The following is a 22,729-nucleotide window of genomic DNA, read 5'->3' on the forward strand; positions in this document are numbered from 1 at the left end:
GCAACCGGAGTCCGGAACCCCCGGCCGGAGTCTCCGGTTGAGATTCTCGCCGAGCCCGGAGGCTCGGCGCTGCGCCGCGCTCGAGGCGGTAGACGGCGGTGTCGTAGTTGAGATTCTCGCCGAGCCCGGAGGCTCGGCGCTGCGACGCCGGGTAGGGCGGGGTCGGCCAGCCAGTCCGTTGAGATTCTCGCCGAGCCCGGAGGCTCGGCGCTGCAGCTGCCGAAGCCGCGCCGCGGGCGCCCGAAGGGGTTGAGATTCTCGCCGAGCCCGGAGGCTCGGCGCTGCCGCCCGCCTTCCGCCGCCGCGATGCTGACCGCACAGGTTGAGATTCTCGCCGAGCCCGGAGGCTCGGCGCTGCAGTCGTCACGCCCGGTGCGCTTCGACCGGCCGAAGTTGAGATTCTCGCCGAGCCCGGAGGCTCGGCGCTGCCCTGGATGACCTGCACAGTTCTTCACACGCTCCGGTTTTGGTGTGTGAAGCGGCGTTGTCGGGAAACTGTTCGCCCTTGTCGGCCCTGCGGAACCCTCCAGGGATTTCGGTCGCGCCTAGGGTTCCGAAGCGATGCAGCACTGCTTATAGGACCAGTGGTTCGTCGTGTGGAGGTTTCACGGACGCGCCGCGGTGGCGGGTGTTGGCGAAAGTGCCTTGATCGAGTTGATAGATGCGGATGCTATCTCGGCTGTGGTCGATGGCGGCGTCGAGCGCGGCTTCGAGCCGAAGCCGTGTGGCGGGTGTGCATGTGACTTCGAAGACTGATTTCTGTACTCGGTGGCCGTAGCCCTCGCATATTCGGGCGACCTTACGCAGTCGAGCGGCGCCTTCGGGGGTGGTGGTTTCGACGTCGTAGGTGATCAGCAGTTCCATCAGGACACCGTCCAGGGAATGTAGCTGTCGGTGTCGCCACGCAGGTGACGTACGAGTAGCCGAGCCTGTACGAGAGGTATTGCAGCGGCAGCGATTTCGCGATCGAGGTAGCAGTGGCGCCAGTTGCGTTCACGCGCGAGCGACCATTGTTCGAGGAAGTGCTTTCGTCCGGTGTCGGTGAGCTGGACTTGTCCGCCCGGGAGGGTTTCGGTGTGGGTCGACTTGATTTGTCCTCGGTTGATGAGGGTGAGGACGAGCCGGTCGACCAGCAACGGTCGTAGTTCTTCCATCATGTCCAGGGCCAGTGCGGGTTTGGCGGGACGGATACGGTGCAGGTACCCGATATAGGGGTCGAGCCCGACGTGTTCGAGGGCTCCGTGGACCGCGGTTCGGAGCATGCCGTATCCGAAGGACAGCAGGCAGTTCAGCGGGTCGGTGGGTGGGCGCCGATTCCGACCTGGTCCGGCGGAGGGCGCAAGGGCCGGTAGGGCTTGGAAGTAGTCGCGGGCTGCCCTGCCTTCGATACCACGGGCTACATCCAGGGTGTCAGCATCGCGGAGCAAGGACAACGCCGTTGTTTGTCGGTCGGCGATCTCACGCACGGTGGTGAGGCGTTGTCCGGAAAGGTCGCGGGCGCTGCGCAGCAGGAGTTGGCGATAGTTGTGTAACTTGCCGGCCACCATGGCTTTGGCCAATTCCAGGCATGCGGTCGGATTGTCGTTGAGCACGGACTTGCGCGATGCGTAGGTGTGGGTTTCCGCTGACGGGCCCGGACACCCGAGCGAGGAATCTGCCGTTGCGAGTCAACCACGTCAGGCCTCGGCCGTCGGCTGCGCATCGGTGCATCAGGTCGTCGGTGACGGTGACACCGTTGAATACGACGACTTCGTCGAGCCTGACCAACGGTAGGAGGTGTCGTCCAGGGCGGTCGGGGTGATAGACCCGTAGTGCGTCACCGTCGAGGTGGAGGCTGGTGCCCGGAGTGGTGACGTACAGGGTTTTCAGGACTTCGCTCATGGGCAGTCTCCCGGGGCTCGCGGTGCGAACAGATCGACAGCGCGCTGAGGGCGGGTTTCTGGAACGCAGCCGGGCCGCAGTGAACAGCGAACGCAGCGTCGATCATTGACCGGTATGGGCACAGCGCTGCCGAGGATGCCTCGACGTAGATCCTCGACCGCGGACAGTACGGCCTGTTGCAGCTTGTCATCGACGAGCACAAGGTGGTGTTTTCGGTCGCGGCCTGCGAATACCTCGCCGTAAGGCACGCTTTCGTCGAATATCTCCCGCAGGCACAGCACTTGTGCGGCTACCTGCAGATCCGCAGGGCCGCCCGGCCTGTAGCTGCCCGACTTGTGTTCCACAGGTACCGGTCCCTCGGCAGTCCAGTGCACGGTGTCACAAATTCCATGGATTCCGAGGCGGGCGCTGTGCACGGGCAGCGACCGCCAGATCCGGGCGCCGCGGCGACCGGTCAGCACACCGCCTCGGTCGACGGCTTCGTGCGCCAAGTCGCCGCGAACAGTGTCGAGGTTGGACTCGAAATACGATTCCTGCCAAATGAGTACCGCTTGCCGAGGACAGTAGGCGTGATGTTCCAGTGCCGAGATCGGCACGCTCCACCGGTCCTCGGCTGCGGACTCGACACACATCTCAGGCGAAGACCTGGTGATAGGTGATCCCTGCGGGGAGGTCGTCGGCATCGACGCTGACGGTGTAATCGCTGAACCGTCGAGGGCTGCGGTCTTCGTCGTCGCGCTGATGCGCGGGCGCGGCCTGTACGCGTTCGAGGAGTTTGTGGGCTGGGGCGTTGCCGAAGGCGTTGTCGTGGCTGAAGACGTGCAGTCCTCGGGCGGTCATGCGGCCGCGGGCGGCGGAGGCGTCGTGGTCGAACATCATCTCCATCACCTGATACAGCAGTTCGAAGTCCTTGGTGTCGACACCGGTTTGGATGCCGCGGGCGGCGGAGTAGCTGATCTCGACCCGATACAGGGCATAGGGCACTGTCCACTTCGAACCCATCTCGGTGCTCTCGCCGTTATCGATGTCTTCCTGGCGAGTTTGGGTGACGCGAGTGATGGCGTGCTCTGTGGGAGTGATCGGATCGATCGAACGGGCCATCCCGAATTGCAGGGGTCCGCGGATCGCTCCGAGCGCGTTGGTTTCGCCGGTGGAAAGCACCGCGCCGAACAACCGGATGTCGGCGTAACGGTCGCACAACCAGGCCCTGGCCGCTTGGGCTTGTTCGAGTGTCAGTTTCGCCTTCGCCTTGCCGCTCTTCTTGGTGTCTTTGTCGCGTTCGACGCCGGTCGCCGACAACGATTCGACCAACCGGGTGTTGAGCGCATGTCCGGCCTCGACGAAGATGCCGTAGCGAGGGTGTCCTGCAGCGGCTAGGGCCAGACCGTCGCGGAACTTCCGTTTGATCGCGACATCGGTGACCAAGCCGTGGCCGGTGTAGAGGTCGGTGCGGGGCTGGTTGCCGGCATCGGGGTCGCCGTTGGGGTTGCCGTCGGTGACGTCGAAGAAGAAGACCATGTCGTGGCGCACGGTGGGGTCGAGGTGCGCGCGAATGCCTGCGGTTGTCATTGATGGTGGTCCTGTCTGGGAAGGGGCGGTGGATCAGTTCTGCTCGCCGCGCGCGGTGCGCTTGGCGCGAGCAGCAGCGATGTCGTGGGCGAGCTGGTGGTGGTAGCCGAGGATGAACTGCTCCTGCTGGCGCAGTGTGTTACGCATCGGCGCCCCGCCGTGGTGGTCGAGCAGCTCATACAGTGCGGTCAGCCGTGGAGTGTGTGCGCTCCCGGCGGCGCTGTTGCGGCGACGCAGTTTGGTGATCCATGCGGTGGCCTGTTTGCGCCCTTGGACGAGCACAGGGCGGGGAGTATCGATAGCCCGCCGCAGGAATCGGTCACCGAAGGTGGAATTCACTTCCCGCCGCACGTCATCGTCGGCGGGCTCGCCTTCCTGCGGTGCCGAGGATTTCGGTGTCGGCCGATGCGCGTCGCGTTGTGTCGATTCCAAGGCAGCGAACAACCGTCCCGCGACGTAGGCGGGTTCTGTGCAGGTCTCATCCAGTGACATCGGGATCGTGATCTCCTTGTCCGGGTGGCTATTTCGAGTCAGTGCCAGTCGGGCCAACGCGGCGCGCCGGTCATCGATGCGGCCGTCGTTGCGTACTCGATGGATCAGGTGGGCGCGCAGCGAGGTCGGCATTGGGCGCGCTAGGACCGCGACCTGCAGGAGCTGGTGGACGACGTTGTCGGGTCGGTCGGCGTTCTTCGCGCCGAACGGCCGGTATCCGCTGGTTTTGTGGTCCCATCGACCGAGCGCTGCGGCTAGCCCTGGCACACCGTGTATCCATCTGCCCGCAGGGATTTCGGTGCCCTTGGCCAAGGAGTACGGCACGGTGTGGCGTGGTGTGTTCTTGTGGTCGGCGAACCAGGCCAGGATGTTGGAGTCGTGACTGACTTCCTCGCCGTCACGCGTCGCTAGTGCGATGTCGATGAACTCTCGGACCATGATCCGAGCGACGTTGCCGCCCACCGCAAGCCAGCAGAACCGGCCCTTCAACCGCTGGGCGGGTTGTCCGCGATGCACCGTCGTGAACAATTGCTCGACTTCGTCTGGGTTGGGGTCGAGCACGAGGTCGAGGTGGTCGAGTTCATCGGTGCCGGTCACCCACCACGCCAGCCGCGTGTTCTGGCCGGGAAAGGTGACGCTGTGCCGAGAGGACAGGACCGAGGTCAACCCCGCCATGAGGTCATCAGCGCAGCCCAAGCAGACCGGGATATGGGTGAGCTGTTCGGACAAGTCGTAGCCGAACACCCGCTCGTTGACGCTGACCAACGCCGCGTCGTTGCTGGCGCCGGGCACCAGCGATGCCGGTACTTTCACAGGGATCGTGTTGGCCAGTGCAGATTCCTGCCCGCATATCATGCACAACCCGACACTGCCGCTGCCCTTGCGTTCACCGACCTGCTCGCGCCAGAACTGCCCGACGCTGAGGCTTTCGTGGACGTAGCGGCCGTCGACGGCGATCACCACCCCGTCCTTGGCCCGCACACCTTCCGGTCGCGAAACGGAGTCGAGGACACCGGACCGGTACACCCGTATCAGCACATGCGGCGTTCGATCCTTCTCGACGGGAACCGCTGCCGCCCAACGTTCGATCAATCCGACGAACGCCGCATGACATTGGGCGACCCGCGCTGGGTTGCTGTCCTCATCAGACCAACCCAGTACGTACTGGATGTCATCAGCGCCCAGGTTCGGCGAAACCCCTACCGTTCGAGTGGACGCCGGCACCACATGCACGATGCCGCGCTTGGGCCGTTCCGGGTCCGGCGTCGACGTCAGCTCGGCGGTGAACCCTCCCTCGTGGCCGGTGCGCACATCCAATTTCCACCGGAACTCTCGCTCACGATGAAAACCCGGCACGCCCTCGGAACGCTCGCGCGCGTACGCGGTCAACCGCTCCAACAGCATTCACATCACCCCGAGCTCGTCGGCGCCGATACCGAACCGCGGCACCTGCAGCACACCGTTTTCCAGGCGCGCACGAAACCAACTCGAGCGCCTCGGCGTAGTCGAGTAGTCGATGCTGTGCAACATCACTCCCAGGTCGGCCGACATCGCAATCGGCTCGGAGTCGTCAGGGTCGGAGAACGCCGCCGGGAACTCCCGGGTGCCCAAGAACGGCTGGCTGAAGCACTGCCCCTTACTGACGCGGCGCCGCAACTGATCCCGATAAGCGGCTATCTGCTTGTCCGCGTGCGGGAGAAGGTCGATCTGGGCATGGATTCGGTACGCGACGTCCTTCAGGCACACCGCGTTGCGCTGGACCCGATGCGCGACCGTGTCGACAGTTCGCACACCAGCCGCCGCCTCCGACAGTGACACCAGATCCGAAGTCTCGTTACGGCGCAGCGTGAAGGTCTTCACCGGCCTCAAGACCTCGATGCTGGTGATCCGGTACACGAACTCCGGCTTCCAATAGATCGCCGTCAACACCCCGATAGCTGCCGTCGGCGTCATCACCGAATAGGTCAGCCGCTCAGCCGACAAACCCGGCCGCGTGAACAACGCACCCGGGCCCCACACCTGAACCACCAGACTCACACCCCACCCCTTTCAATACTGTTTCCGCACAGATAATTACGAACAAGGCAACCGATCCCTCGCACGCATCGTGCACCACCCCACCGACAAGTTCAGTCGACCTACGGCGACACTGCGGCCAGACTCGGTCGCGCGCGCCATCCTCAGGACGAGCCTGGCACCCAGCGGTGACTCATTGATCGAAATGACGGCGCAGCCAAGTGAATAGCCAGTCCGCGATGATCTTCGCCGCGACAATCTGTCCAACCCGCTCCCACAGGCGAGGCCCTTCACCTCGTCGCTCACCGTCGGACCGATCCCGTTCAGGCTGGCGCATCGCGATCCCTTCGTTAGAGCCGACCTGCCTAACGCTACATCGGACGCCACATCAGCACCGCAAAATCGGATGCCGAATCTCGCTGTGCAACAGAAACTTTCAGAACCGGTCGGTCGAGTTTCGGCACCGACTAGACGGCGAACGCCGGACGCCTCGGCGTCCGGCGTTCATGCTCTGGCAGATCGGCACTAACCTTGAGATTCCCGCCCGGTTTTTCCGAGCGCTGCGGATTGCCGCGAGGCGGCAGCCCTGGTCAGAATACTGTGGTGAGATCGGCCTCATCGAGTCCGAGGCCGCGCGCTGTGGTGTTGTCCCACTCGTAGGTGCCGCGCCACCGCCCGAGGTCGCCGGTGACCGGTTGGATCAACGCAGCGATATCGGCGCGCCGGGCGAGATCCCCGCGCAGCTGCACAATCCATGGCTGTAGCGCCCGCAAGGCCTTCCCGGCCTCGACCGTGCCCGCGGCGAGCTCGCCGGTCAGCCGATCGACGTGCTCGGAGTTCGTCGCGTCGGCGACCACCACGGGGACCGTGTCCTCGTCGATCATCCGGAACGCCTTCTTCCGGTCACGCGCAGCGCTTCGTGCCGCATCGACAAGAGGCCCGTCAGCGACGGCACGGAAATCCAGTTCTTCGCGGTGCTTTTGGATCAGCTGCCCCACCGGGGTCCGGGTGTAGCTGCGTGTGCGGCGATCGAGGCCAAGATCCTGATACAACTCCTCGTAGTATCGGGCCAGCGCCAGTTGGTCATCCAACTTCGCGCCGTCGGGCCCGAAGTGACGAACTGTCAGCCCGCACGCCTGCGCATACTCAGCGGGTCGGTGTCCATCGGCCGGATCGAAGACTACCACCAAGCCCTCCTCGCGTTCACCGTGGCGATTCGCGCGCCCCGCTGCCTGCTGCAACGAGTCCGCAGGCGCCAAGGCCCGCCACACCACTGGGAAGCTCAAGTCCACACCGGCCTCAATCAACTGAGTCGACACCAACACCGTTGGCAACCCGGCCGCCAATCGAGCCTGCACCGTCGCTAACACCGCGCGCCGATGCTGCGGACACATCCGTGTCGACAAATGCCACACGTCCTCACGCCCCTGCGCTACCAACCGGTACAGCACGCGGGCGTCGGCGACCGCGTTGACCACCACCATCAGCTGCGGCACCACCGCCACCTCATCGGCGATCTCCTGCCACGACAGCTTCGGGTTCAACCGCCACTCATAACGAACCCGGCGGGCACTGTCGAACAACGGTTGCGGCTCCGCGATCACCTCGGTGATCCGAACCTGATCCCGCGTCGCCGAATCCTGCCACACCGACAACGCCTGGAACTGTGGCTGCGTCGCCGAGGTCAACAACACCGTCGTACCGAAATCCTCAGCCAGCGTCCGCAACCCACTCAGAATAGGCAACAGCAACCGCGGCGGAAGCGCTTGAACCTCATCCAGAATCACCACCGCACCAGCCAGCCGATGAACCTTGCGAACTTGCGAAGGCCGCCGCCCGAACAGCGACTCGAACAACTGCACCGTCGTCGTCACCACGAACGGCGCATCCCAGTTCTCCGCAGCCAACCGCGACCACCGATTGTCGCGACCTCCCTCTTCCTCACCCTCGTCGAAGCGGACGCCCGAATGATGCTCCAGCACCATGGGATTCGTCTCATCGTCCAGCAGGCGCCGGTACACCTGCGCGTTCTGCTCGGTGATCGTCACAAACGGCACCGCCACAATCACACGCGATTTCCCCCACTTCGCGGCATGACGCAACCCGAATATCCCCTGCGCGAACGTCTTACCCAAACCGGTCGGCGCCGCGAGCCGAAACAAACCAGGCGCTTCCTCCGCAGCCGCCACCGCCGCCTGATACACCGCCGACCGCAACCGGCCAATACCATCGCCCTGACCCTCACCGAGCATCGCCGCACGCCGCCGCTCGAACCGCCGCACCAAAGCACCCATATCGGCTGCCGCGGCGACCTGCGGACCCGACAGCCCCCGCCGATGAGCCGCTGTATCCAGATGATCGGCATCAACCAACGCCGAAAACACCAGACGCAGCCTCATCTCCTCCACCAACTTCTCCCGCACACCAGACCACCGCGTCGGAAACAACCCGCGCCCCAGCCTCACCCCCGACGCCTCCGGCACCTGCTGGAAAAACCTGGCGAGCACTTCACCGTCATTCACACCGTCGGGGTCCAACCACACCTGCTCCAACACCGCCGGACTCACCATTCCACCGTGGTGACCCAGCACCGCCAACGCAGCCAAACCCGCGACCCCACGCAGCGCCCGCGCTCCAACCTCCTTGTGCGGCACCCCCACCCGCCCCACGGTGGCCTCCACCTCGATCAACCGACGCTGCCAAACACACCCCGCCTTGCCCGCATCGTGAAACAACCCCAACACATACGCCAACTCCCCCGCCCCGAACACCGCCGCAAACCGCCCCGCCCACAACGCCGTCGACCGAGAATGCTCATCCAAACCATGACGAACACCCGACACTTCACTACGGCTATGCGCCCACAAAGTCACCCAAACAAACTAACCCGACCCAATCCCCGAAGCGCCTCCAATAGCCACGCCGAACCCGAAGGTCCAGCGATGGCCGGAGCCAGCTGAGACATGCACACTCATCAAGTCGTTGAGATTCTCGCCGGACCCGGAGGTCCGGCGCTGCCGGTCGACCCCAGAGCGAGAGCACAGTCGGAAGATGTTGAGATTCTCGCGGGACCCGGAGGTCCGGCGCTGCCCGTCGCCGCGGCGGCGCCTACGACTGCCGCCGACATGTTGAGATTCTCGCCGGACCCGGAGGTCCGGCGCTGCCAATCAGCGCGGGTCGAATGTCGTTGTTGTTCATAGGTTGAGATTCTCGCCGGACCCGGAGGTCCGGCGCTGCGCGCGCCCAGTACGGCAGGCGCATCGTGTGGACGGTTGAGATTCTCGCCGGACCCGGAGGTCCGGCGCTGCTAGTCCGCTTCGACCAAAAGCTCCGGCACATCCGGGGACGTTGAGATTCTCGCCGGACCCGGAGGTCCGGCGCTGCCCTCGCCCCGGAGCACCGCCTACCCACTCGGGGTGGGTGTTGAGATTCTCGCCGGACCCGGAGGTCCGGCGCTGCGAGAAGCAGCGCGCGGGCATCTTCGGCACGGCCAAGTTGAGATTCTCGCCGGACCCGGAGGTCCGGCGCTGCTCGGCCAGCTGCTCCAACATGCAGCCCAGCGCGGCGTTGAGATTCTCGCCGGACCCGGAGGTTCGGCGCTGCCGGGGCCGCCCGCCGAGGGCAACGGGATACGGCACGTGTTGAGATTCTCGCCGGACCCGGAGGTCCGGCGCTGCAAGTCTTCATGCTGATCATCAACGGCGCCCGCCCGAGTTGAGATTCTCGCCGGACCCGGAGGTCCGGCGCTGCGAGTAGCCGGACAGGTCGACATCGCGGCGCAGCGCGTTGAGATTCTCGCCGGACCCGGAGGTCCGGCGCTGCGTCATCGCCGACGCACGCGGTCGTCGACGTGTTGCCGTTGAGATTCTCGCCGGACCCGGAGGTCCGGCGCTGCGTCGGCGATGCCACGCAGCCCGCGAGCGACCGCCAGGTTGAGATTCTCGCCGGACCCGGAGGTCCGGCGCTGCTGGCGGGAGCAGACCGCGACCAAACAGGCCGCGCCGTTGAGATTCTCGCCGGACCCGGAGGTCCGGCGCTGCAGGCGACGGCCGCCCGCATCGGCCGTCGCTGGCGGTGTTGAGATTCTCGCCGGACCCGGAGGGCCGGCGCTGCGTCCGCCTGGCGATGCTGCCCGGCCAGTCCCCGTTGAGATTCTCGCCGGACCCGGAGGTCCGGCGCTGCTATGTACCTGCATAGGCATCACGGAAGAAAGTTCCGGTTGAGATTCTCGCCGGACCCGGAGGTCCGGCGCTGCCGCCTGCCGGTGGCCCGACGACGGCGACCGGTTCGTTGAGATTCTCGCCGGACCCGGAGGTCCGGCGCTGCGCATGCGCGCCCTCTACTTGGACCGCGACGTGCAGTTGAGATTCTCGCCGGACCCGGAGGTCCGGCGCTGCGAGCGGGCGTTGTGGCCGCCAGTGCTGTTCGAACTGGTTGAGATTCTCGCCGGACCCGGAGGTCCGGCGCTGCCCTGGATGAGCTGCAGTTTTGCCCTGCCAGGTATTACACCGACGCGTGAACGACAACTCATTGACGCGATCCTCCCATGTCGCCACTTCGGAACCCTCCTGGGACTTTCGTCGCACCCCACGTTCCGAACTCACACCCCAACCAGGGCGACCATCACATCACCAACCGAACAGCCCGTGCACTCCAAGGGTTTCGAGGCGACCCCGCTGACTACCTTCACACCCAAGCAATGATCAGAACCTGTGGATGACCGGGAAGGAGTACCTTCCCGGATGATCTTCGAATCCTGGATCTGATCAAGCCTGGCGCGCCAACGCCGGGCGGGAAGGTACGTCCCGAATGCTCAAGGTAATCGACGGTGGCGCCGGTTCCAACAATGTCGGTGTGGCCGACGGCGCGTCGCGTTCGCCGATCGACGAGATCGTGCGCGAGGGTGCGCGGGCGATGCTCGCGGCGGCGTTGCAGGCCGAGGTCGCTGCGTATGTCGCTCAGTTCGCCGATCAACTCGACGAGAACGGGCATCGGCTGGTGGTCCGTAACGGCTACCACACTGCACGCACTGTGACCACGTCCGCGGGTGCGGTCGAGGTCCGTGCACCCCGTGTCAACGACAAGCGTGTCGATCCGGAAACCGGTGAGTGTCAACGCTTCTCCTCGGCGATTCTGCCGGCATGGTGCCGGCGGTCGCCGCAGATCAGCGAGGTGCTGCCGCTGCTGTATCTGCATGGGCTGTCCACCGGTGATTTCGCCCCGGCCCTCGAGCAGTTCCTCGGCTCCGGTGCTGGTTTGTCACCGGCCTCGATCACCCGCATGACCACGCAGTGGCAGGACGAGGCGAAGACGTTCGCTACTCGGGATCTGTCGAAGCTGGACTACGTCTGCCTGTGGGTCGACGGCATCCACCTGGAAGTCCGCCTGGAACAGGAGAAACTGTGCCTGCTGGTGATGATCGGCGTGCGCGCCGACGGCCGCAAGGAACTCGTCGCCCTCACCGACGGCTACCGCGAATCAGCCGAGTCGTGGGCTGATCTGCTGCGTGATGCCTGCCGCCGCGGCATGCGTGCCCCGGTGCTTGCGGTCGGTGACGGCGCGCTCGGGTTCTGGACGGCGCTGCGCGAAGTCTTCCCCGACACCCGAGAGCAGCGCTGCTGGTTCCACAAATCCGCGAATGTGGCTGCTGCACTACCGAAATCAGCCCAGCGGGGCGCGACTGCGGCACTGAAGGAGATCTACAACGCCGAGGACATCGACCACGCCCGGCTTGCGATCAAAGCCTTCGAGAAGACCTACGGAGCCAAACACCCGAAAGCGGTCGCCAAGATCGTCGACGATGCCGACGTGCTGCTCGAGTTCTACCACTACCCGGCCGAGCACTGGATCCACTTGCGCACCACGAACCCCATCGAATCATCTTTCGCCACAGTGCGTTTGAGGACCAGGGTCACCAAAGGACCCGGCTCACGCGCGGCCGGGCTGGCGATGGCGTTCGAACTGCTCGAGTCCGCTCAGAACCGGTGGCGCGCGGTCAACGCACCACATCTGGTCGCTCTCGTCCGCGCAGGAGCGCGTTTCGACCGTGGCGTTCTCGTCGAACGTGAGCAGGCCACCGCAGCATGACCAGCCGATCGCAACGCCCGCTGCTGTTCCTCGATGTCGATGGGCCGCTTCTCCCGTTCGGTGAGGACCCGAAAAACCACCCGCGCGATGTCGTGCCGGACTCGCGCCTATCGCGGCTGGGCCCAGAGCTGGGGCGCCGGCTGGCAGCACTGCCGTGCGAGCTGGTCTGGGCCACCACATGGGAAGACGAAGCGAACACCGAGATCACGCCCCGGATCGGATTGCCACGGCTTCCGGTCGTGCGCTGGCCCGATTCCTCCGCCGAGCACGAACGCGAGGACCGATGGTTCGGGCTGTGCTGGAAAACCCGGACACTGGTGGACTGGGCGGCTGGCCGCCCGTTCGCGTGGATCGACGACGAGATCACCGACGCCGACCGCAGCTGGGTCAGCACACACCATCCCGGCCGCGCGCTCCTGCACCACGTCGAGCCCTTCCGCGGGCTCGGCGACGGCGACTTTGCAGCCCTCGATCAATGGCTACGAGCAACCTGAATCACCCGTGATCCACAGGAATTGACAATTACTCTTCACACCCTCCGCGGAAGTCCAAGCGGGTTGTCGACGCAGACTGGCGTCTACGCTCGAAATCGCGTTGGTAGCAAGAGCATCTCGGCTGATCGTACGCGTGAACACGATCCTCGTGCCTATAAGCGTTTGACATCGAGGCGCAGTGTTCGGACCGCGCAGTCAACCAGGAACTGGATGGAGGTGTAATCTCACACGGCATGAACACATTTGCGTTGCAAGCGTGCAGCGCGCCGTGGACTCTTACAGATGCAGTAACCTGAAGAACCGCTGTTTCCGACCTCTGCACCGCGTCCTGCTTCGCTTCCTGCGCTACAGCCTCAATCAGCAGCTGGAACGGGTTCTCCCCGAGTGGACCGGTTTCCCGTGTTCACCCGAGACGGACCGACAGTGTGAAGGTGCGCGGTCTGAAGCATGATCTGAAGAACTCGCCGGTGCAGGCGTGGCGGATGAATCCAGCCACGTCGCCAGCAGACAACGCCTGAGGCAGATACCGGAACTCGCGACGCGCAGCTGCCGGGGTCCGGCTGTGTGTCGCCGCAGCGGGTGCCCGTCATGTCTCAGGAAATAGTGCGTAAGCGAAATAGGCCGCGAGCCGCGATCCTCCGTCTGCGAACCGAACGCGACAACTCAAAGCCGCCATTGAACGGCACCTTGGTCATCAGCTCGACCGACTCGGAGCTGCCGACCGCCCTCATCACCCCCGCCTCTTCACGAGTCGAACACCGCACGTTGCAGTTGCGCGAGTTGCCACCGGCGATTACCGATGAGAGTCAGCTTCCGGGCACGAGTTGCGGTCTCTCACCGATGAGGTCGAGGGCGATATCGATGATCATGTCCTCTTGGCCGCCGACGAGGCGGCGGCGGCCGACCTCGAGCAGCAGGGAGCGGGCGTCGACGCCGTAACGTTCGGCCGCGATCTCGGCATGGCGCAGGAACGAGGAGTAGACACCGGCGTAGCCGAGGGTCAGGGTCTCCCGGTCCACCTGCACCGGCCGGTCACGCAGCGGGCGCACCAGATCATCGGCGGCGTCCTGGAGCGCGAACAGGTCGCAATTGTGCTTCCATCCTTCGATATCCGCGACAGCGATGAACGGTTCGATCGGGCAGTTCCCCGCACCGGCGCCCTGCCCTGCCAGCGAGGCGTCCACACGTGTGACGCCCTCCTGCACCGCGACGACACTGTTGGCGACCGACAGCGACAGGTTTTCGTGGGCGTGGATGCCGATCTGGGTACCGGGATCGAGCACGTCCCGATAGGCGCGAACGCGCTCACGAACCCCCGCCATGGTCAGCCGCCCACCCGAGTCTGTCACGTAAACACAGTGCGCGCCATAGGATTCCATGAGCTTGGCCTGCGCGGACAATTCCGGGGCTTCGACCATGTGACTCATCATCAGGAATCCGGAGACGTCCATGCCGAGCTCGCGGGCCTTGGCGATGTGCTGGGCGGAGATGTCGGCCTCGGTGCAGTGGGTGGCGATGCGCACCGAGCGCACACCCAAGTCGTAGGCGCGTTCGAGTTCGGCGATGGTGCCGATCCCGGGCAGCAGCAGTGTCGTCAGGACCGCGTCGCGAATGTTCGCCGCCGCGGCTTCGAGCCATTCCCAGTCGGTGTGACTGCCGGGCCCGTAGTTCACCGAGCCACCGGCAAGACCGTCACCGTGGGCGACCTCGATGGCGTCGACACCGGCCGCGTCGAGGGCTGCCACGATGCGACCGACGTCGGCGGGTTCGATGCGGTGGCGGATGGCGTGCATACCGTCGCGCAGCGTGACGTCCTGGATGTAGAGCTCACGGGTCATCGCGCGATCTCCGAAACCAGTTGGGCGGCAGACACTTTGCGCTGGACGATCGATTCGCCGACGCGCAGCGCGGCCGAGGTCATTATGTCGAGGTTGCCGGCGTAGGCGGGCAGATAGTGGGCGGCGCCCTCGACTTCGAGGAACACCGACACCCGGGTCGTCATCGGCCCCGCCCCCTCGGGCACGAGTGTGTGCATCGGCTCGCCCGAGCCGATCGGTGTGAACTGGACTTCCTGCTTCAACCGGTAGCCGGGCACGTAGTGCGCGACACGTTCGGCCATCTCGGCGACCGAAGCGCGGATGGCGTCGTGGTCGGCGTCACCGATGAGGCAGAACACGGTGTCGCGCATGATCAGTGGCGGCTCGGCGGGGTTGAGGATGATGATCGCCTTGCCGCGCGCCGCCCCACCGACGGATTCGATGGCATGCGAGGTCGTTTCGGTGAACTCGTCGATATTGGCACGCGTGCCAGGACCCGCCGATTTCGAGGCGATCGAGGCGACGATCTCCGCGTAGTGCACCGGCGTCACTGCGGACACGGCGGCGACCATCGGAATGGTGGCCTGCCCGCCACAGGTCACCATGTTCACATTGCCGACGCCCGCGTCCAGGTGTTGGTCCAGGTTCACCGGCGGCACGACGAACGGCCCGATAGCCGCGGGCGTCAGGTCGATCAGCGTCTTACCGTAGGGCGCGAGCTTCTTCGCGTTCGCGATATGCGCACCGGCCGAGGTGGCGTCGAAGACGATCTCGATGTCGTCGAAGTTCGGCAGCGCGATCAGTCCGTCGACGCCCTCGTGGGTAGTCGGTACCTTCAAACGCTTCGCGCGCGCGAGTCCATCGGAGTCCGGGTCGATGCCGACCATCGCACCCACCTCCAGGGTGTCGGACAGGCGCAGCACCTTGATCAGCAGGTCGGTGCCGATATTGCCGGACCCGACGATGGCGACCTTGGCTTTGCTCGAGACAGCGGTGCTCATTGCCCCTCCTTCGGGGAAAACGTGGCGAAAACCGAACCGAGAGGGCCGATCTCAGCGCGGATGCGGGTACCGGGCGGCGTCGGCGCCATCGGCCCGAGTGCACCGGACAGGATGATCTGCCCGGCCCGCAGCGGCTCTCCGTAATCGCGGGCGGTCCGCGCCAGCCACGCCAGAGCGTTCAACGGGTCGCCCAGGCACGCAGCGCCATTACCTTCCGAAACCAGCACATCATCGGCGTACATGCGCATCACGACCTCGCGCGGGGAGAAATCCGCGAGGGTCAGCCGCTCATCGGCAAGGACGAACAATCCACTGGAAGCATTGTCGGCGACGGTATCGGTGATGGCGATATCCCAATTCGCGATGCGCGAGTCGACGATCTCGAGCGCAGCGACCGCGTAATCGACAGCGGCCCGGATCTGCTCCTCATCGAGGTCGCCGTCGGCGAGGTCTTCCTTCAGGACGAAAGCTAGCTCGGCCTCGGCCTTCGGTTGCAGCAGCCGCCGCGACGGAACCGGGTCCGACCCAGAACAGTCCATATCGGCGAACAACACACCAAAGTCGGGCTGGTCGACCCCGAGCTGCTGCTGCACCGCCGGTGAGGTGAGACCGATCTTGCGGCCGACGATCACCGCACCGGCCGCGACGCGGCGGCGGGTGAGCTCCTCCTGCACGGCATAGGCGAGCGCGATATCGCCGACGCCGAGCAGCCCGCGAACCGGCTCGATCGGCCGCTGAGTGCGGGTCGCGCCGCTGATCAGGTCGGCAACCTGCCCGACGATATTCGCGTCGATGTCGGTTGTGCTCATAATGGTTCACATCCTTTGGTAGCTGCCGCGTCGATCCTGCCTCGGCCGAAGAGGGGAAGTTGTCGAGCTGTTCCGCTCTGCGGCACAGCGGAGCTGGCGGTCGATGGTGTCAGTGAAGTGTTCGCGAACCAATGTGGTGAACGGCACGGGCTTCTCCACGTTCGCCAGGTGCCCGCAACCGGTGATCAACCGCAATGTCGAGCCTGGGATCGCTCGTGCCATCTCCCGCACCAATTCCGGCGGTGTGACCTGATCCCGCTCGCCGGCGAGCACGAGTGTCGGCACGGCGATGTCGGGCAGCAGTCGCTCGGCATCGTGCGTGGCCAGGGCCTCGCAGCAGGCGGCGTAGCCGTGCGGGCTCATCGTCGACAGCATCAGCAGCGACGCGGCATAGGTGTCTGGTTCCCGATCGTCGAAGCCAGGCGCGAATCGGCGTAGCGCGCTGCGTCGCACAATCTCCGATAACCCGTGCGTCCGAACGAGGCGGGCGCGGGCGTGCCGGAAATCGGAGTCGTAGCTCGGTGCCGCACAGGCGATCACGGCCGAGGTGACACGTTCAGCCTGGGTCGCGGCTAGCACCTGCACTATAGCACCACCGAAACTCAGGCCGACCACGGCGAACTCGTCCACACCGATCACGTCGAGCAGTTGCACCACATCGGCCGCGAACGCCGCTGTCGTGCAGGGATGCGCGGGGACCGGGGTGCCGCCGTGGCCGGGCAGGTCGATGGCGATGGTCCGGTGATCGGTGGCGAACGCACGCAACTGTGGATCCCACATCGACAGCGTCGTGCCGAGGGATCCGAGGAACACCACGACCGGAACGCCGACGCGGCCGTTGTCGGTGTAATGCGGGTACTTCATCGGCGCTGCGCGGTGGTGATGGCGAAGCCAGCGATCCACGCCGGAATCGCTTCGTAGAAGCGGTAATCCATCGTGTAGTCGCCGCCGGCGGCCAGCGCCGCGTAGGCGGCGATCCAGGTCCGCACCTCATGCGCGGAACCGCCGCCCTCGCGGGCCATCCAGTCGACGGTCCAGTTGTCGAATTCGGCGAGTTCACCGTTCTGCAGCAGGTCGAGCAGATGGTTGTCCCACGTCGGGTTGATCGGCGTCATCGTGGATGTCCCGGCGACGTAGTCGCGCCCGGCTTGCACGACCCGCTGCTCCCCCTTTGCCCGCTGTTCCGGTGTCGGCGGATGCCCTTCGATCAGCGCATCCGCGACCCGCGGCGGCGCGCCCCGCAATACCGGCACTGGCGGATCGTGCGAGAGGCCCCCCGAGGCCACATACAGGACTCGGCGACCCAGTTCGTCGGCAGCCTCGCCGATCGCGGTGCCGAGTGCCCGAACGCGGCCCACCGGCCCGAGCGGGGTCGCGACGCCGTTGACGAACACCGGTACGACCGGCACCTGATCGATACCGCCGAACAGCATTTCGAGCGGCTGCGCGAAACCGTGGTCGACAGTCATGCGTGCCGAGATGGTCAGATCGATATTTCGATCGAGTACTGCCTGCGCGATGTGTTCGGCCGCTGCGTGATCCACCGAGAGCGGTCCGGCCGTAGTGTCGAAGTCGCCCACCGCTTGTGCCGCGGTGGCCAGGCAGAATGGCGGCATCTCCTTGTAGAAGAAGCCGTTGTAGTGATCGGGTGCGAAGAGCACCACAAGATCCGGGGCGAAATCGCTGATGAATTCCTTGGCGGTCGCGACAGCTTGGTCGATACGGGTGAGCACGTCCGGTTCGGGATCGTTCTTGCCGATGAGGGGTGAGTGGGACAGGCCCACGGCTGCTGTGGTCACGAGCGGTTCCTCGGGAGTCGGGGGCAGTCGGATGTCACCGCGCCGGAGCGGGTGGGTGGATGACGACCTTGCCGGTGACGGCGCCGTCGATCATGAGTTGGAAGCCTTTGTGAATATCGTTGAGCGGCAGGGTTCGATCGATCGCGGGCCGTATCCCGGTGGCCTCCATCATGCGAAGCATCGCGACCAGTTCCGCGCGGGTGCATCCGGTGGAGCCGAGAATGCGCTGCTGCAGATAGAAGATCCGAGCCAGGTCGGCGGGCGGTTGGTCTCCGCTGGTGGCGCCCGCGACGACGATCGTGCCGCCGGGTCGCAATGATTTCAGCGAATGTGCCCAGGTGGCCTCTCCGACGGTTTCGATCACCACGTCGACCCGCTCGGGCAGGCGCTCACCAGTCGGCACGGCCGCGTGCGCGCCCCAGGCCAGCGCCTCGGCGCGCTTGTCGGCATTGCGACTCGTCACGTAGACGACCGCACCGGCCGCGGCCGCGAGTTTGATCGCCGCGGAGGCCACTCCCCCGCCGGCGCCCTGGACCAGGACCCGGTCGCCGGGCCGAATTCCCGCTTTGGTGAACAGCATTCGGTAGGCGGTGGTCCAGGCGACGGGCAGGCAGGCGGCCTCGTCGAAGGACAGCCACGCAGGTTTCGGCACCAGGTTGCGGGCCGGGACCGCGAGGTATTCGGCGAAGGTGCCGTCGTATCGCTCCGACATCAGCGCCCGCTGGGGGTCCAAGGTCTCGTCGCCGCCACCGGCGTCCGGGTCGGCGATCACCGGGTGCACGATCACCTCGTTGCCGTCGGCGTCGTAGCCCGCGGCGTCGCAGCCCAGGATGATCGGCAGTCGATCCGGCGGATGTCCGACACCGCGTAGCGTCCATAGGTCGTGCATGTTGAGTGCGGTCGCGACCACCCGCACCAGCGTCCATCCGGGGGCGAGCATGGGGATGGAGACATCGCGAACCACGAGACCCGACAGCGGTTCGGTGGCGCTCTGGGAGACAGCCTGTGCAGCAAGCATGAGGACACCGTCGCCTGCTCCGCCCGCCGAGTGAAAGCTGACGTGCCGTCCAGCGGCACACCGCGCCCACCTCGGGCGTTGTGCGCAAACTCGGCGGCAGCTTGTGCCGTCCTGCGGAACGTCCGATGGCGCTCGACACGCCGGGACGGCTTCCCTGGTGACATGACCTCCATCGAACCCGCCACCGGCCGCGAGGCCGCGTGCGCAACCCCGTGTGGCGCGTTGCGGCGACCGGCCGAGCTGGCCCGCAATATCGATGTTTCGGGACTGGTCGACAGTACCGGCGGCTTGCTGGACCGGGCCATTTTCACCGACGAGGGCCTGTATCGCCAGGAGCTGCGCCGGGTCTTCGCCCCGAGCTGGCTCTTCTTGGCGCACACCGACCAGTTCCACAAGCCGGGCGACTTCTTCACCACCTACATGGGTGAGGATCCGGTCATCGTCACGATGGACAAGCAGCGCCGAATCCGCGCGTACCTGAACTCGTGCCGCCACCGTGGCGCGCGGGTACTCCGGGCCGACTTCGGCGCCACCCGTAACTTCACCTGCACCTACCACGGCTGGGCCTACGACCTCGACGGCAAACTGGTCTCGATTCCGAACCAGGACGGATATCCCGACTCGTTCGACACCGGCGACTGGGGTCTGGTCGAAGTGCCGCGCGTGGAGTGCTACCACGGCCTGATCTTCGGTACGTGGAACCCGCAACCCGCTTCGTTGCGCGACTACCTGGGCGATATGGCCTGGTACATGGACGCGATGCTCGACCACGACGACGAGGGCACCGTGGTCGCGGGCGGGGTGCACAAGTGGGTGCTGGACGGCAACTGGAAGCTGGCGGCCGAGCAGTTCGCGACCGATTGGTATCACGTCAACATGAGCCACGCGTCGGCGTTGATGGTGCTCTCGCCGACCAAGAATCCGAAGAACGAGATCGTGCACCGCACCGGGCGGCAGTACGTCGATCCGAACGGGCACGGGCACGGTTTCCCGGTACACCCCAAAAACCGCTTCAATGCACAGAAGGTGCACGAGTGGACTGACTACGCGGCCTTGCGTGAGCGCCTCGGCGATGCCCGGGTGGAGGGCCCGCTGACCGACGGCCACGCCACCGTTTTCCCCAACTTCTCCTACCTGCCCGTCATCGGCACCATCCGGGTGTGGCACCCGAAGGGTCCCGACCGCATGGAGGTGTGGTCGTGGACTGTGGTCGACAAGTCCATGCCGCCGGAAGTCCGTGAAGCGCAACGGCTGTACAACCTGCGCACGTTCGGACCCAGCGGCATCTTCGAACAGGACGACGGCGAGAACTGGAGCGAAGTGCAGGCCATCTCGCACGGCTTCATCACCAACCAGGTGCCGCTCAACTACCAGATGGGCCTGGGCTCCGAGCGCGAGGACGGCAGGCACCCCGGCACGACCAGCGAACTCTACAGCGACGCCGCCGGACGCGCGTTCTACGCCCGCTGGCGCGATCTGATGAACACACCCGCGTGGCACGAGAAGGACAACCGATGAGCAGCAACGGCATTCGCGTGGCCGCCCTCGACGACATCCCGGTCGGCGAGGGGATCGCGATCGACAAGACCGTCACCGGCACCGATGACGACATCGCGCTGCTGCGTGACGACGACGGCAGCGTGTACGCCCTCGACGACACCTGCACCCACGAGGTCGCCTCCCTGGCCGAGGGGTGGGTGGAGGACGGATACGTCGAATGCCCCATGCACTCCAGCAAGTTCTGCCTGAAAAGCGGTGAAGTGCAATGCCTTCCCGCCACCCAGCACACCCGCCCGCATCGGGTCGAGGTGCGTGACACCGAGGTGTTCCTGTTCCCGAACGAGGCGCCATGATCGGCAGCGTAGTCATCGTCGGCGGTGGCATCGCCGGCCTCAGCACCGCCGCCGCGCTCCGGTCGGGTGGATTCGTCGGTGACATCACGCTGGTGGACGCCAGTGAATTCCCCTACGACCGGCCGCCGCTGTCCAAGGAGTTCCTGGCAGGCACCAAGCGGCTGACCGAGATCTCCCTGCAGCCACCGCAGTGGTACGACGACCAGAAGGTCCGGCTCGTCTCGAACTCCAAGGTCACCGCACTGCGGCCAAGCATCGGCGAGGTCGAACTGTTCGACGGCACAACGATTCCCGCCGACCGCGTGGTATTGGCCACCGGCGGGCGCGCCGCACGGCCACCGATCCCCGGCAGCCAGGACGCGCGAGTGCATGTGCTGCGCACCGCAACCGATGCCGAAAGACTCCGTGCCGCACTACAACCCGGCGCACGACTGCTCGTGGTCGGGGCCGGGCTGATCGGCGCCGAAGTCGCCTCCACCGCAGTTGATCTCGACTGTGAGGTGGCGTTGGTCGACCCGCTTCGACCACCGTTGACGCATGCGGTCGGCTCCGAGATCGCCGCCTGGCTGCACGACCTGCACATCCGACGCGGCGTCGTCAGCGTGCGCTCCGGCGTGGAATCGCTGCGCGCCACTCCCTCGGGCATCGAAGCTCACCTGACCTCCGCGGACAGGCCCCGGGAGTTCGACGTCGTCGTGCTCGGTGTGGGCATGGTGCCGGAGACCACACTCGCCGAGACCGCCGGGCTCGAGGTCGACCGCGGCATCGTCGTCGACCGTACTCAGACCACCTCCAACCCCGCCGTGCTGGCGGTCGGCGACCCGGCGCGCGTCCGCGATGGCGGCGCATTGCTCCCGCGCACCGAGCACTGGGAAGCCGCCCAGCGCGACGGGCAACGGGCCGCCGCGACCATTCTCGGCGCCCCACCCCCCGCCGACACCGCGCCGTGGTTTTGGACCGATCGTCATCACGTGCACGTCGAGGTGGTCGGCGATATGGCGGCCGCCGAACGTACCGTGCTCCGAGGAACCGTTGGTGATGTCAAGTTCTCGGCGTTCGGTCTGACCGGCGGCCGCGTCGTCGGCGCGGTCGCGGTGAACGACTCCACCGCGGTGCGCGCCGCCCGCCGTCTCATCGACCGCGGCATCGTCGTCGACACGGCCCGGTTGACCGACCCGGCCACCGACCTACGCCAACTGCTGCTCGGCTGATGTGCCGTCCTGCGGCACAGACGTTTCGGCGCTCCCGTAAAGAAGGGATGAAATGACATGGTGAGCACCACGACAGCGCAGTCCGTCGTCGGCGCGAGGGCCGATATGCACACCCATTTCGAGGTGGAACAGTTCTATTACCTCGAGGCGGAACTACTGGACGACGGCCGCTTCACCGACTGGCTGGATCTGCTCGACGACGACCTCGACTACTGGATGCCGACCCGCACCAACCGATTGCGCCGTCAACAGGCGCTCTCGATCGCCGCCCGCGGAGAGGCCGCCTATTTCGAGGAGACCAAGGACAGTCTCGCCTGGCGCATCCGCCGCTTCGACTCCGGCATGGCCTGGGCCGAGGACCCACCATCGCGAACCCGGCACCTGATCACCAACATCGTTGTGCACCAGGTCGATCCGAGCGAGAACGCCGAGTTCACCGTCAATGACCTGTTGGTGCGTTCGGCGTTCCTGGTCTACCGCAATCGCCTCGAACGCGAGGAGAACATCTTCGCCGGACAGCGCACCGACCTTCTGCGTCGCACCGAGACCGGCCTGCGGGTGGCGCGCCGCACCATCCTGCTGGATCAGAACATCCTGCAGGCCAAGAACATTTCGATCTTCTTCTGACCCGAGGGGACAATCCGTGTCCGTCACCGAAATCGATCACGCCTTGCAAGAGCAC

The 22,729-nt window shown here is 65.7% G+C and carries 19 protein-coding genes, 1 pseudogene and 2 CRISPR repeat arrays; of the genes and pseudogenes, 6 read left to right on the forward strand and 14 right to left on the reverse strand.

The genetic code is table 11. The features are described from left to right. The first annotated feature begins 36 nt into the window (after positions 1-36). Positions 37-429: a CRISPR direct-repeat array (repeat unit 37 nt; unit sequence GTTGAGATTCTCGCCGAGCCCGGAGGCTCGGCGCTGC). 144 nt (positions 430-573) lie between these two features. The 8 genes and pseudogenes from cas2 to cas3 all read right to left on the reverse strand — a co-directional run bounded on the left by cas2 (position 574) and on the right by cas3 (position 8,831). Further along, positions 574-864, reverse strand: coding sequence for a CRISPR-associated endonuclease Cas2 (gene cas2, locus NAM01S_RS00005; protein ID WP_084482192.1), 291 nt, complete (start codon positions 862-864; stop codon positions 574-576). Next, on the reverse strand, positions 864-1,592 hold the full coding sequence (gene cas1, locus NAM01S_RS00010; protein ID WP_253799493.1) for a CRISPR-associated endonuclease Cas1: 729 nt from the start codon (positions 1,590-1,592) through the stop codon (positions 864-866). The genes cas2 and cas1 overlap by 1 nt, the downstream gene beginning before the upstream one ends. 40 nt (positions 1,593-1,632) lie before the next feature. Then, a pseudogene (locus NAM01S_RS37120) lies at positions 1,633-1,881 on the reverse strand (CRISPR-associated endonuclease Cas1); the annotation flags it as partial. Next, positions 1,878-2,477 (reverse strand): CRISPR-associated protein Cas4, encoded by a 600-nt coding sequence (cas4, locus tag NAM01S_RS00015; protein ID WP_218018309.1) that lies wholly within the window; start codon positions 2,475-2,477, stop codon positions 1,878-1,880. The pseudogene NAM01S_RS37120 and the gene cas4, both read right to left, overlap by 4 nt. A gap of 37 nt (positions 2,478-2,514) precedes the next feature. Beyond that, a complete protein-coding gene (cas7c, locus tag NAM01S_RS00020; protein WP_067777902.1) occupies positions 2,515-3,450 on the reverse strand; it encodes a type I-C CRISPR-associated protein Cas7/Csd2 in 936 nt (311 codons plus the stop codon). A 33-nt stretch (positions 3,451-3,483) separates the two neighbouring features. Then, positions 3,484-5,346, reverse strand: coding sequence for a type I-C CRISPR-associated protein Cas8c/Csd1 (locus NAM01S_RS00025; protein ID WP_067777904.1), 1,863 nt, complete (start codon positions 5,344-5,346; stop codon positions 3,484-3,486). After that, the gene (gene cas5c, locus NAM01S_RS00030; protein ID WP_067777906.1) at positions 5,347-5,979 is read right to left on the reverse strand and encodes a type I-C CRISPR-associated protein Cas5c; all 633 of its coding nucleotides are present in this window, start codon (positions 5,977-5,979) and stop codon (positions 5,347-5,349) included. A 569-nt stretch (positions 5,980-6,548) separates the two neighbouring features. After that, a complete protein-coding gene (cas3, locus tag NAM01S_RS00035) occupies positions 6,549-8,831 on the reverse strand; it encodes a CRISPR-associated helicase Cas3' (protein ID WP_157107522.1) in 2,283 nt (760 codons plus the stop codon). A gap of 108 nt (positions 8,832-8,939) precedes the next feature. Then, positions 8,940-10,428: a CRISPR direct-repeat array (repeat unit 37 nt; unit sequence GTTGAGATTCTCGCCGGACCCGGAGGTCCGGCGCTGC). 339 nt (positions 10,429-10,767) lie between these two features. On the opposite strand from cas3, the gene NAM01S_RS00040 reads away from it, so the two are divergent. Together NAM01S_RS00040 and NAM01S_RS00045 are read left to right on the forward strand one after the other, a co-directional pair. Next, a complete protein-coding gene (locus NAM01S_RS00040) occupies positions 10,768-12,045 on the forward strand; it encodes an IS256 family transposase (protein ID WP_067777908.1) in 1,278 nt (425 codons plus the stop codon). Then, positions 12,042-12,539, forward strand: coding sequence for an HAD domain-containing protein (locus tag NAM01S_RS00045; protein ID WP_067777910.1), 498 nt, complete (start codon positions 12,042-12,044; stop codon positions 12,537-12,539). The genes NAM01S_RS00040 and NAM01S_RS00045 overlap by 4 nt, the downstream gene beginning before the upstream one ends. An 806-nt stretch (positions 12,540-13,345) precedes the next feature. On the opposite strand, the gene dmpG is transcribed toward NAM01S_RS00045, so the two are convergent. From dmpG to NAM01S_RS00075, 6 genes are read right to left on the reverse strand one after another with little or no spacing between them, the layout of a single operon-like run. Continuing rightward, a complete protein-coding gene (gene dmpG / locus NAM01S_RS00050) occupies positions 13,346-14,377 on the reverse strand; it encodes a 4-hydroxy-2-oxovalerate aldolase (protein WP_067777912.1) in 1,032 nt (343 codons plus the stop codon). Beyond that, entirely contained in the window at positions 14,374-15,357 is a 984-nt protein-coding gene (locus NAM01S_RS00055) for an acetaldehyde dehydrogenase (acetylating) (protein ID WP_067777914.1), read from the reverse strand. The genes dmpG and NAM01S_RS00055 overlap by 4 nt, the downstream gene beginning before the upstream one ends. Next, entirely contained in the window at positions 15,354-16,166 is an 813-nt protein-coding gene (locus NAM01S_RS00060; RefSeq protein WP_067777916.1) for a 2-keto-4-pentenoate hydratase, read from the reverse strand. Before NAM01S_RS00060 ends, NAM01S_RS00055 begins: the two co-directional genes overlap by 4 nt. 6 nt (positions 16,167-16,172) lie before the next feature. Continuing rightward, positions 16,173-17,030: an alpha/beta fold hydrolase gene (locus NAM01S_RS00065; protein ID WP_067777918.1), complete on the reverse strand. Its 858-nt coding sequence runs from the start codon at positions 17,028-17,030 to the stop codon at positions 16,173-16,175. Beyond that, a complete protein-coding gene (locus NAM01S_RS00070) occupies positions 17,027-17,965 on the reverse strand; it encodes a 3-carboxyethylcatechol 2,3-dioxygenase (protein ID WP_084482194.1) in 939 nt (312 codons plus the stop codon). The genes NAM01S_RS00065 and NAM01S_RS00070 overlap by 4 nt, the downstream gene beginning before the upstream one ends. Before the next feature lie 34 nt (positions 17,966-17,999). Beyond that, positions 18,000-18,983, reverse strand: coding sequence for a zinc-binding dehydrogenase (locus tag NAM01S_RS00075; RefSeq protein WP_067777922.1), 984 nt, complete (start codon positions 18,981-18,983; stop codon positions 18,000-18,002). Between the two features lie 162 nt (positions 18,984-19,145). Here NAM01S_RS00075 and NAM01S_RS00080 point away from each other — a divergent pair, with 162 nt between their 5' ends. Genes NAM01S_RS00080 through NAM01S_RS00095 form a run of 4 tightly spaced genes read left to right on the forward strand, consistent with a single transcriptional unit; the run spans position 19,146 to position 22,674 of the window. Continuing rightward, positions 19,146-20,501: an aromatic ring-hydroxylating dioxygenase subunit alpha gene (locus tag NAM01S_RS00080; protein ID WP_084482196.1), complete on the forward strand. Its 1,356-nt coding sequence runs from the start codon at positions 19,146-19,148 to the stop codon at positions 20,499-20,501. Then, positions 20,498-20,836, forward strand: a complete 339-nt coding sequence (locus NAM01S_RS00085; RefSeq protein WP_067777923.1) for a non-heme iron oxygenase ferredoxin subunit — start codon at positions 20,498-20,500, stop codon at positions 20,834-20,836. Before NAM01S_RS00080 ends, NAM01S_RS00085 begins: the two co-directional genes overlap by 4 nt. Continuing rightward, on the forward strand, positions 20,833-22,047 hold the full coding sequence (locus tag NAM01S_RS00090; RefSeq protein ID WP_067777924.1) for an NAD(P)/FAD-dependent oxidoreductase: 1,215 nt from the start codon (positions 20,833-20,835) through the stop codon (positions 22,045-22,047). The genes NAM01S_RS00085 and NAM01S_RS00090 overlap by 4 nt, the downstream gene beginning before the upstream one ends. Positions 22,048-22,104: 57 nt before the next feature. Next, the gene (locus NAM01S_RS00095) at positions 22,105-22,674 is read left to right on the forward strand and encodes a 3-phenylpropionate/cinnamic acid dioxygenase subunit beta (RefSeq protein WP_067777925.1); all 570 of its coding nucleotides are present in this window, start codon (positions 22,105-22,107) and stop codon (positions 22,672-22,674) included. Positions 22,675-22,729: the final 55 nt, after the last annotated feature.

Source organism: Nocardia amikacinitolerans NBRC 108937 (assembly GCF_001612615.1).
Taxonomy (GTDB): domain Bacteria; phylum Actinomycetota; class Actinomycetes; order Mycobacteriales; family Mycobacteriaceae; genus Nocardia; species Nocardia amikacinitolerans.

Coding starts and splice junctions, on each gene's coding strand:
- NAM01S_RS00045 (WP_067777910.1), top strand. CDS start 12,042: ATGACCAGCCGATCGCAACGCCCGCTGCTGTTCCTCGATGTCGATGGG.
- NAM01S_RS00025 (WP_067777904.1), bottom strand. CDS start 5,346: ATGCTGTTGGAGCGGTTGACCGCGTACGCGCGCGAGCGTTCCGAGGGC.
- NAM01S_RS00040 (WP_067777908.1), top strand. CDS start 10,768: ATGCTCAAGGTAATCGACGGTGGCGCCGGTTCCAACAATGTCGGTGTG.
- dmpG (WP_067777912.1), bottom strand. CDS start 14,377: ATGACCCGTGAGCTCTACATCCAGGACGTCACGCTGCGCGACGGTATG.
- cas2 (WP_084482192.1), bottom strand. CDS start 864: ATGGAACTGCTGATCACCTACGACGTCGAAACCACCACCCCCGAAGGC.
- NAM01S_RS00055 (WP_067777914.1), bottom strand. CDS start 15,357: ATGAGCACCGCTGTCTCGAGCAAAGCCAAGGTCGCCATCGTCGGGTCC.
- NAM01S_RS00060 (WP_067777916.1), bottom strand. CDS start 16,166: ATGAGCACAACCGACATCGACGCGAATATCGTCGGGCAGGTTGCCGAC.
- NAM01S_RS00065 (WP_067777918.1), bottom strand. CDS start 17,030: ATGAAGTACCCGCATTACACCGACAACGGCCGCGTCGGCGTTCCGGTC.
- NAM01S_RS00090 (WP_067777924.1), top strand. CDS start 20,833: ATGATCGGCAGCGTAGTCATCGTCGGCGGTGGCATCGCCGGCCTCAGC.
- NAM01S_RS00095 (WP_067777925.1), top strand. CDS start 22,105: ATGGTGAGCACCACGACAGCGCAGTCCGTCGTCGGCGCGAGGGCCGAT.
- NAM01S_RS00080 (WP_084482196.1), top strand. CDS start 19,146: ATGACCTCCATCGAACCCGCCACCGGCCGCGAGGCCGCGTGCGCAACC.
- NAM01S_RS00075 (WP_067777922.1), bottom strand. CDS start 18,983: ATGCTTGCTGCACAGGCTGTCTCCCAGAGCGCCACCGAACCGCTGTCG.
- cas7c (WP_067777902.1), bottom strand. CDS start 3,450: ATGACAACCGCAGGCATTCGCGCGCACCTCGACCCCACCGTGCGCCAC.
- NAM01S_RS00085 (WP_067777923.1), top strand. CDS start 20,498: ATGAGCAGCAACGGCATTCGCGTGGCCGCCCTCGACGACATCCCGGTC.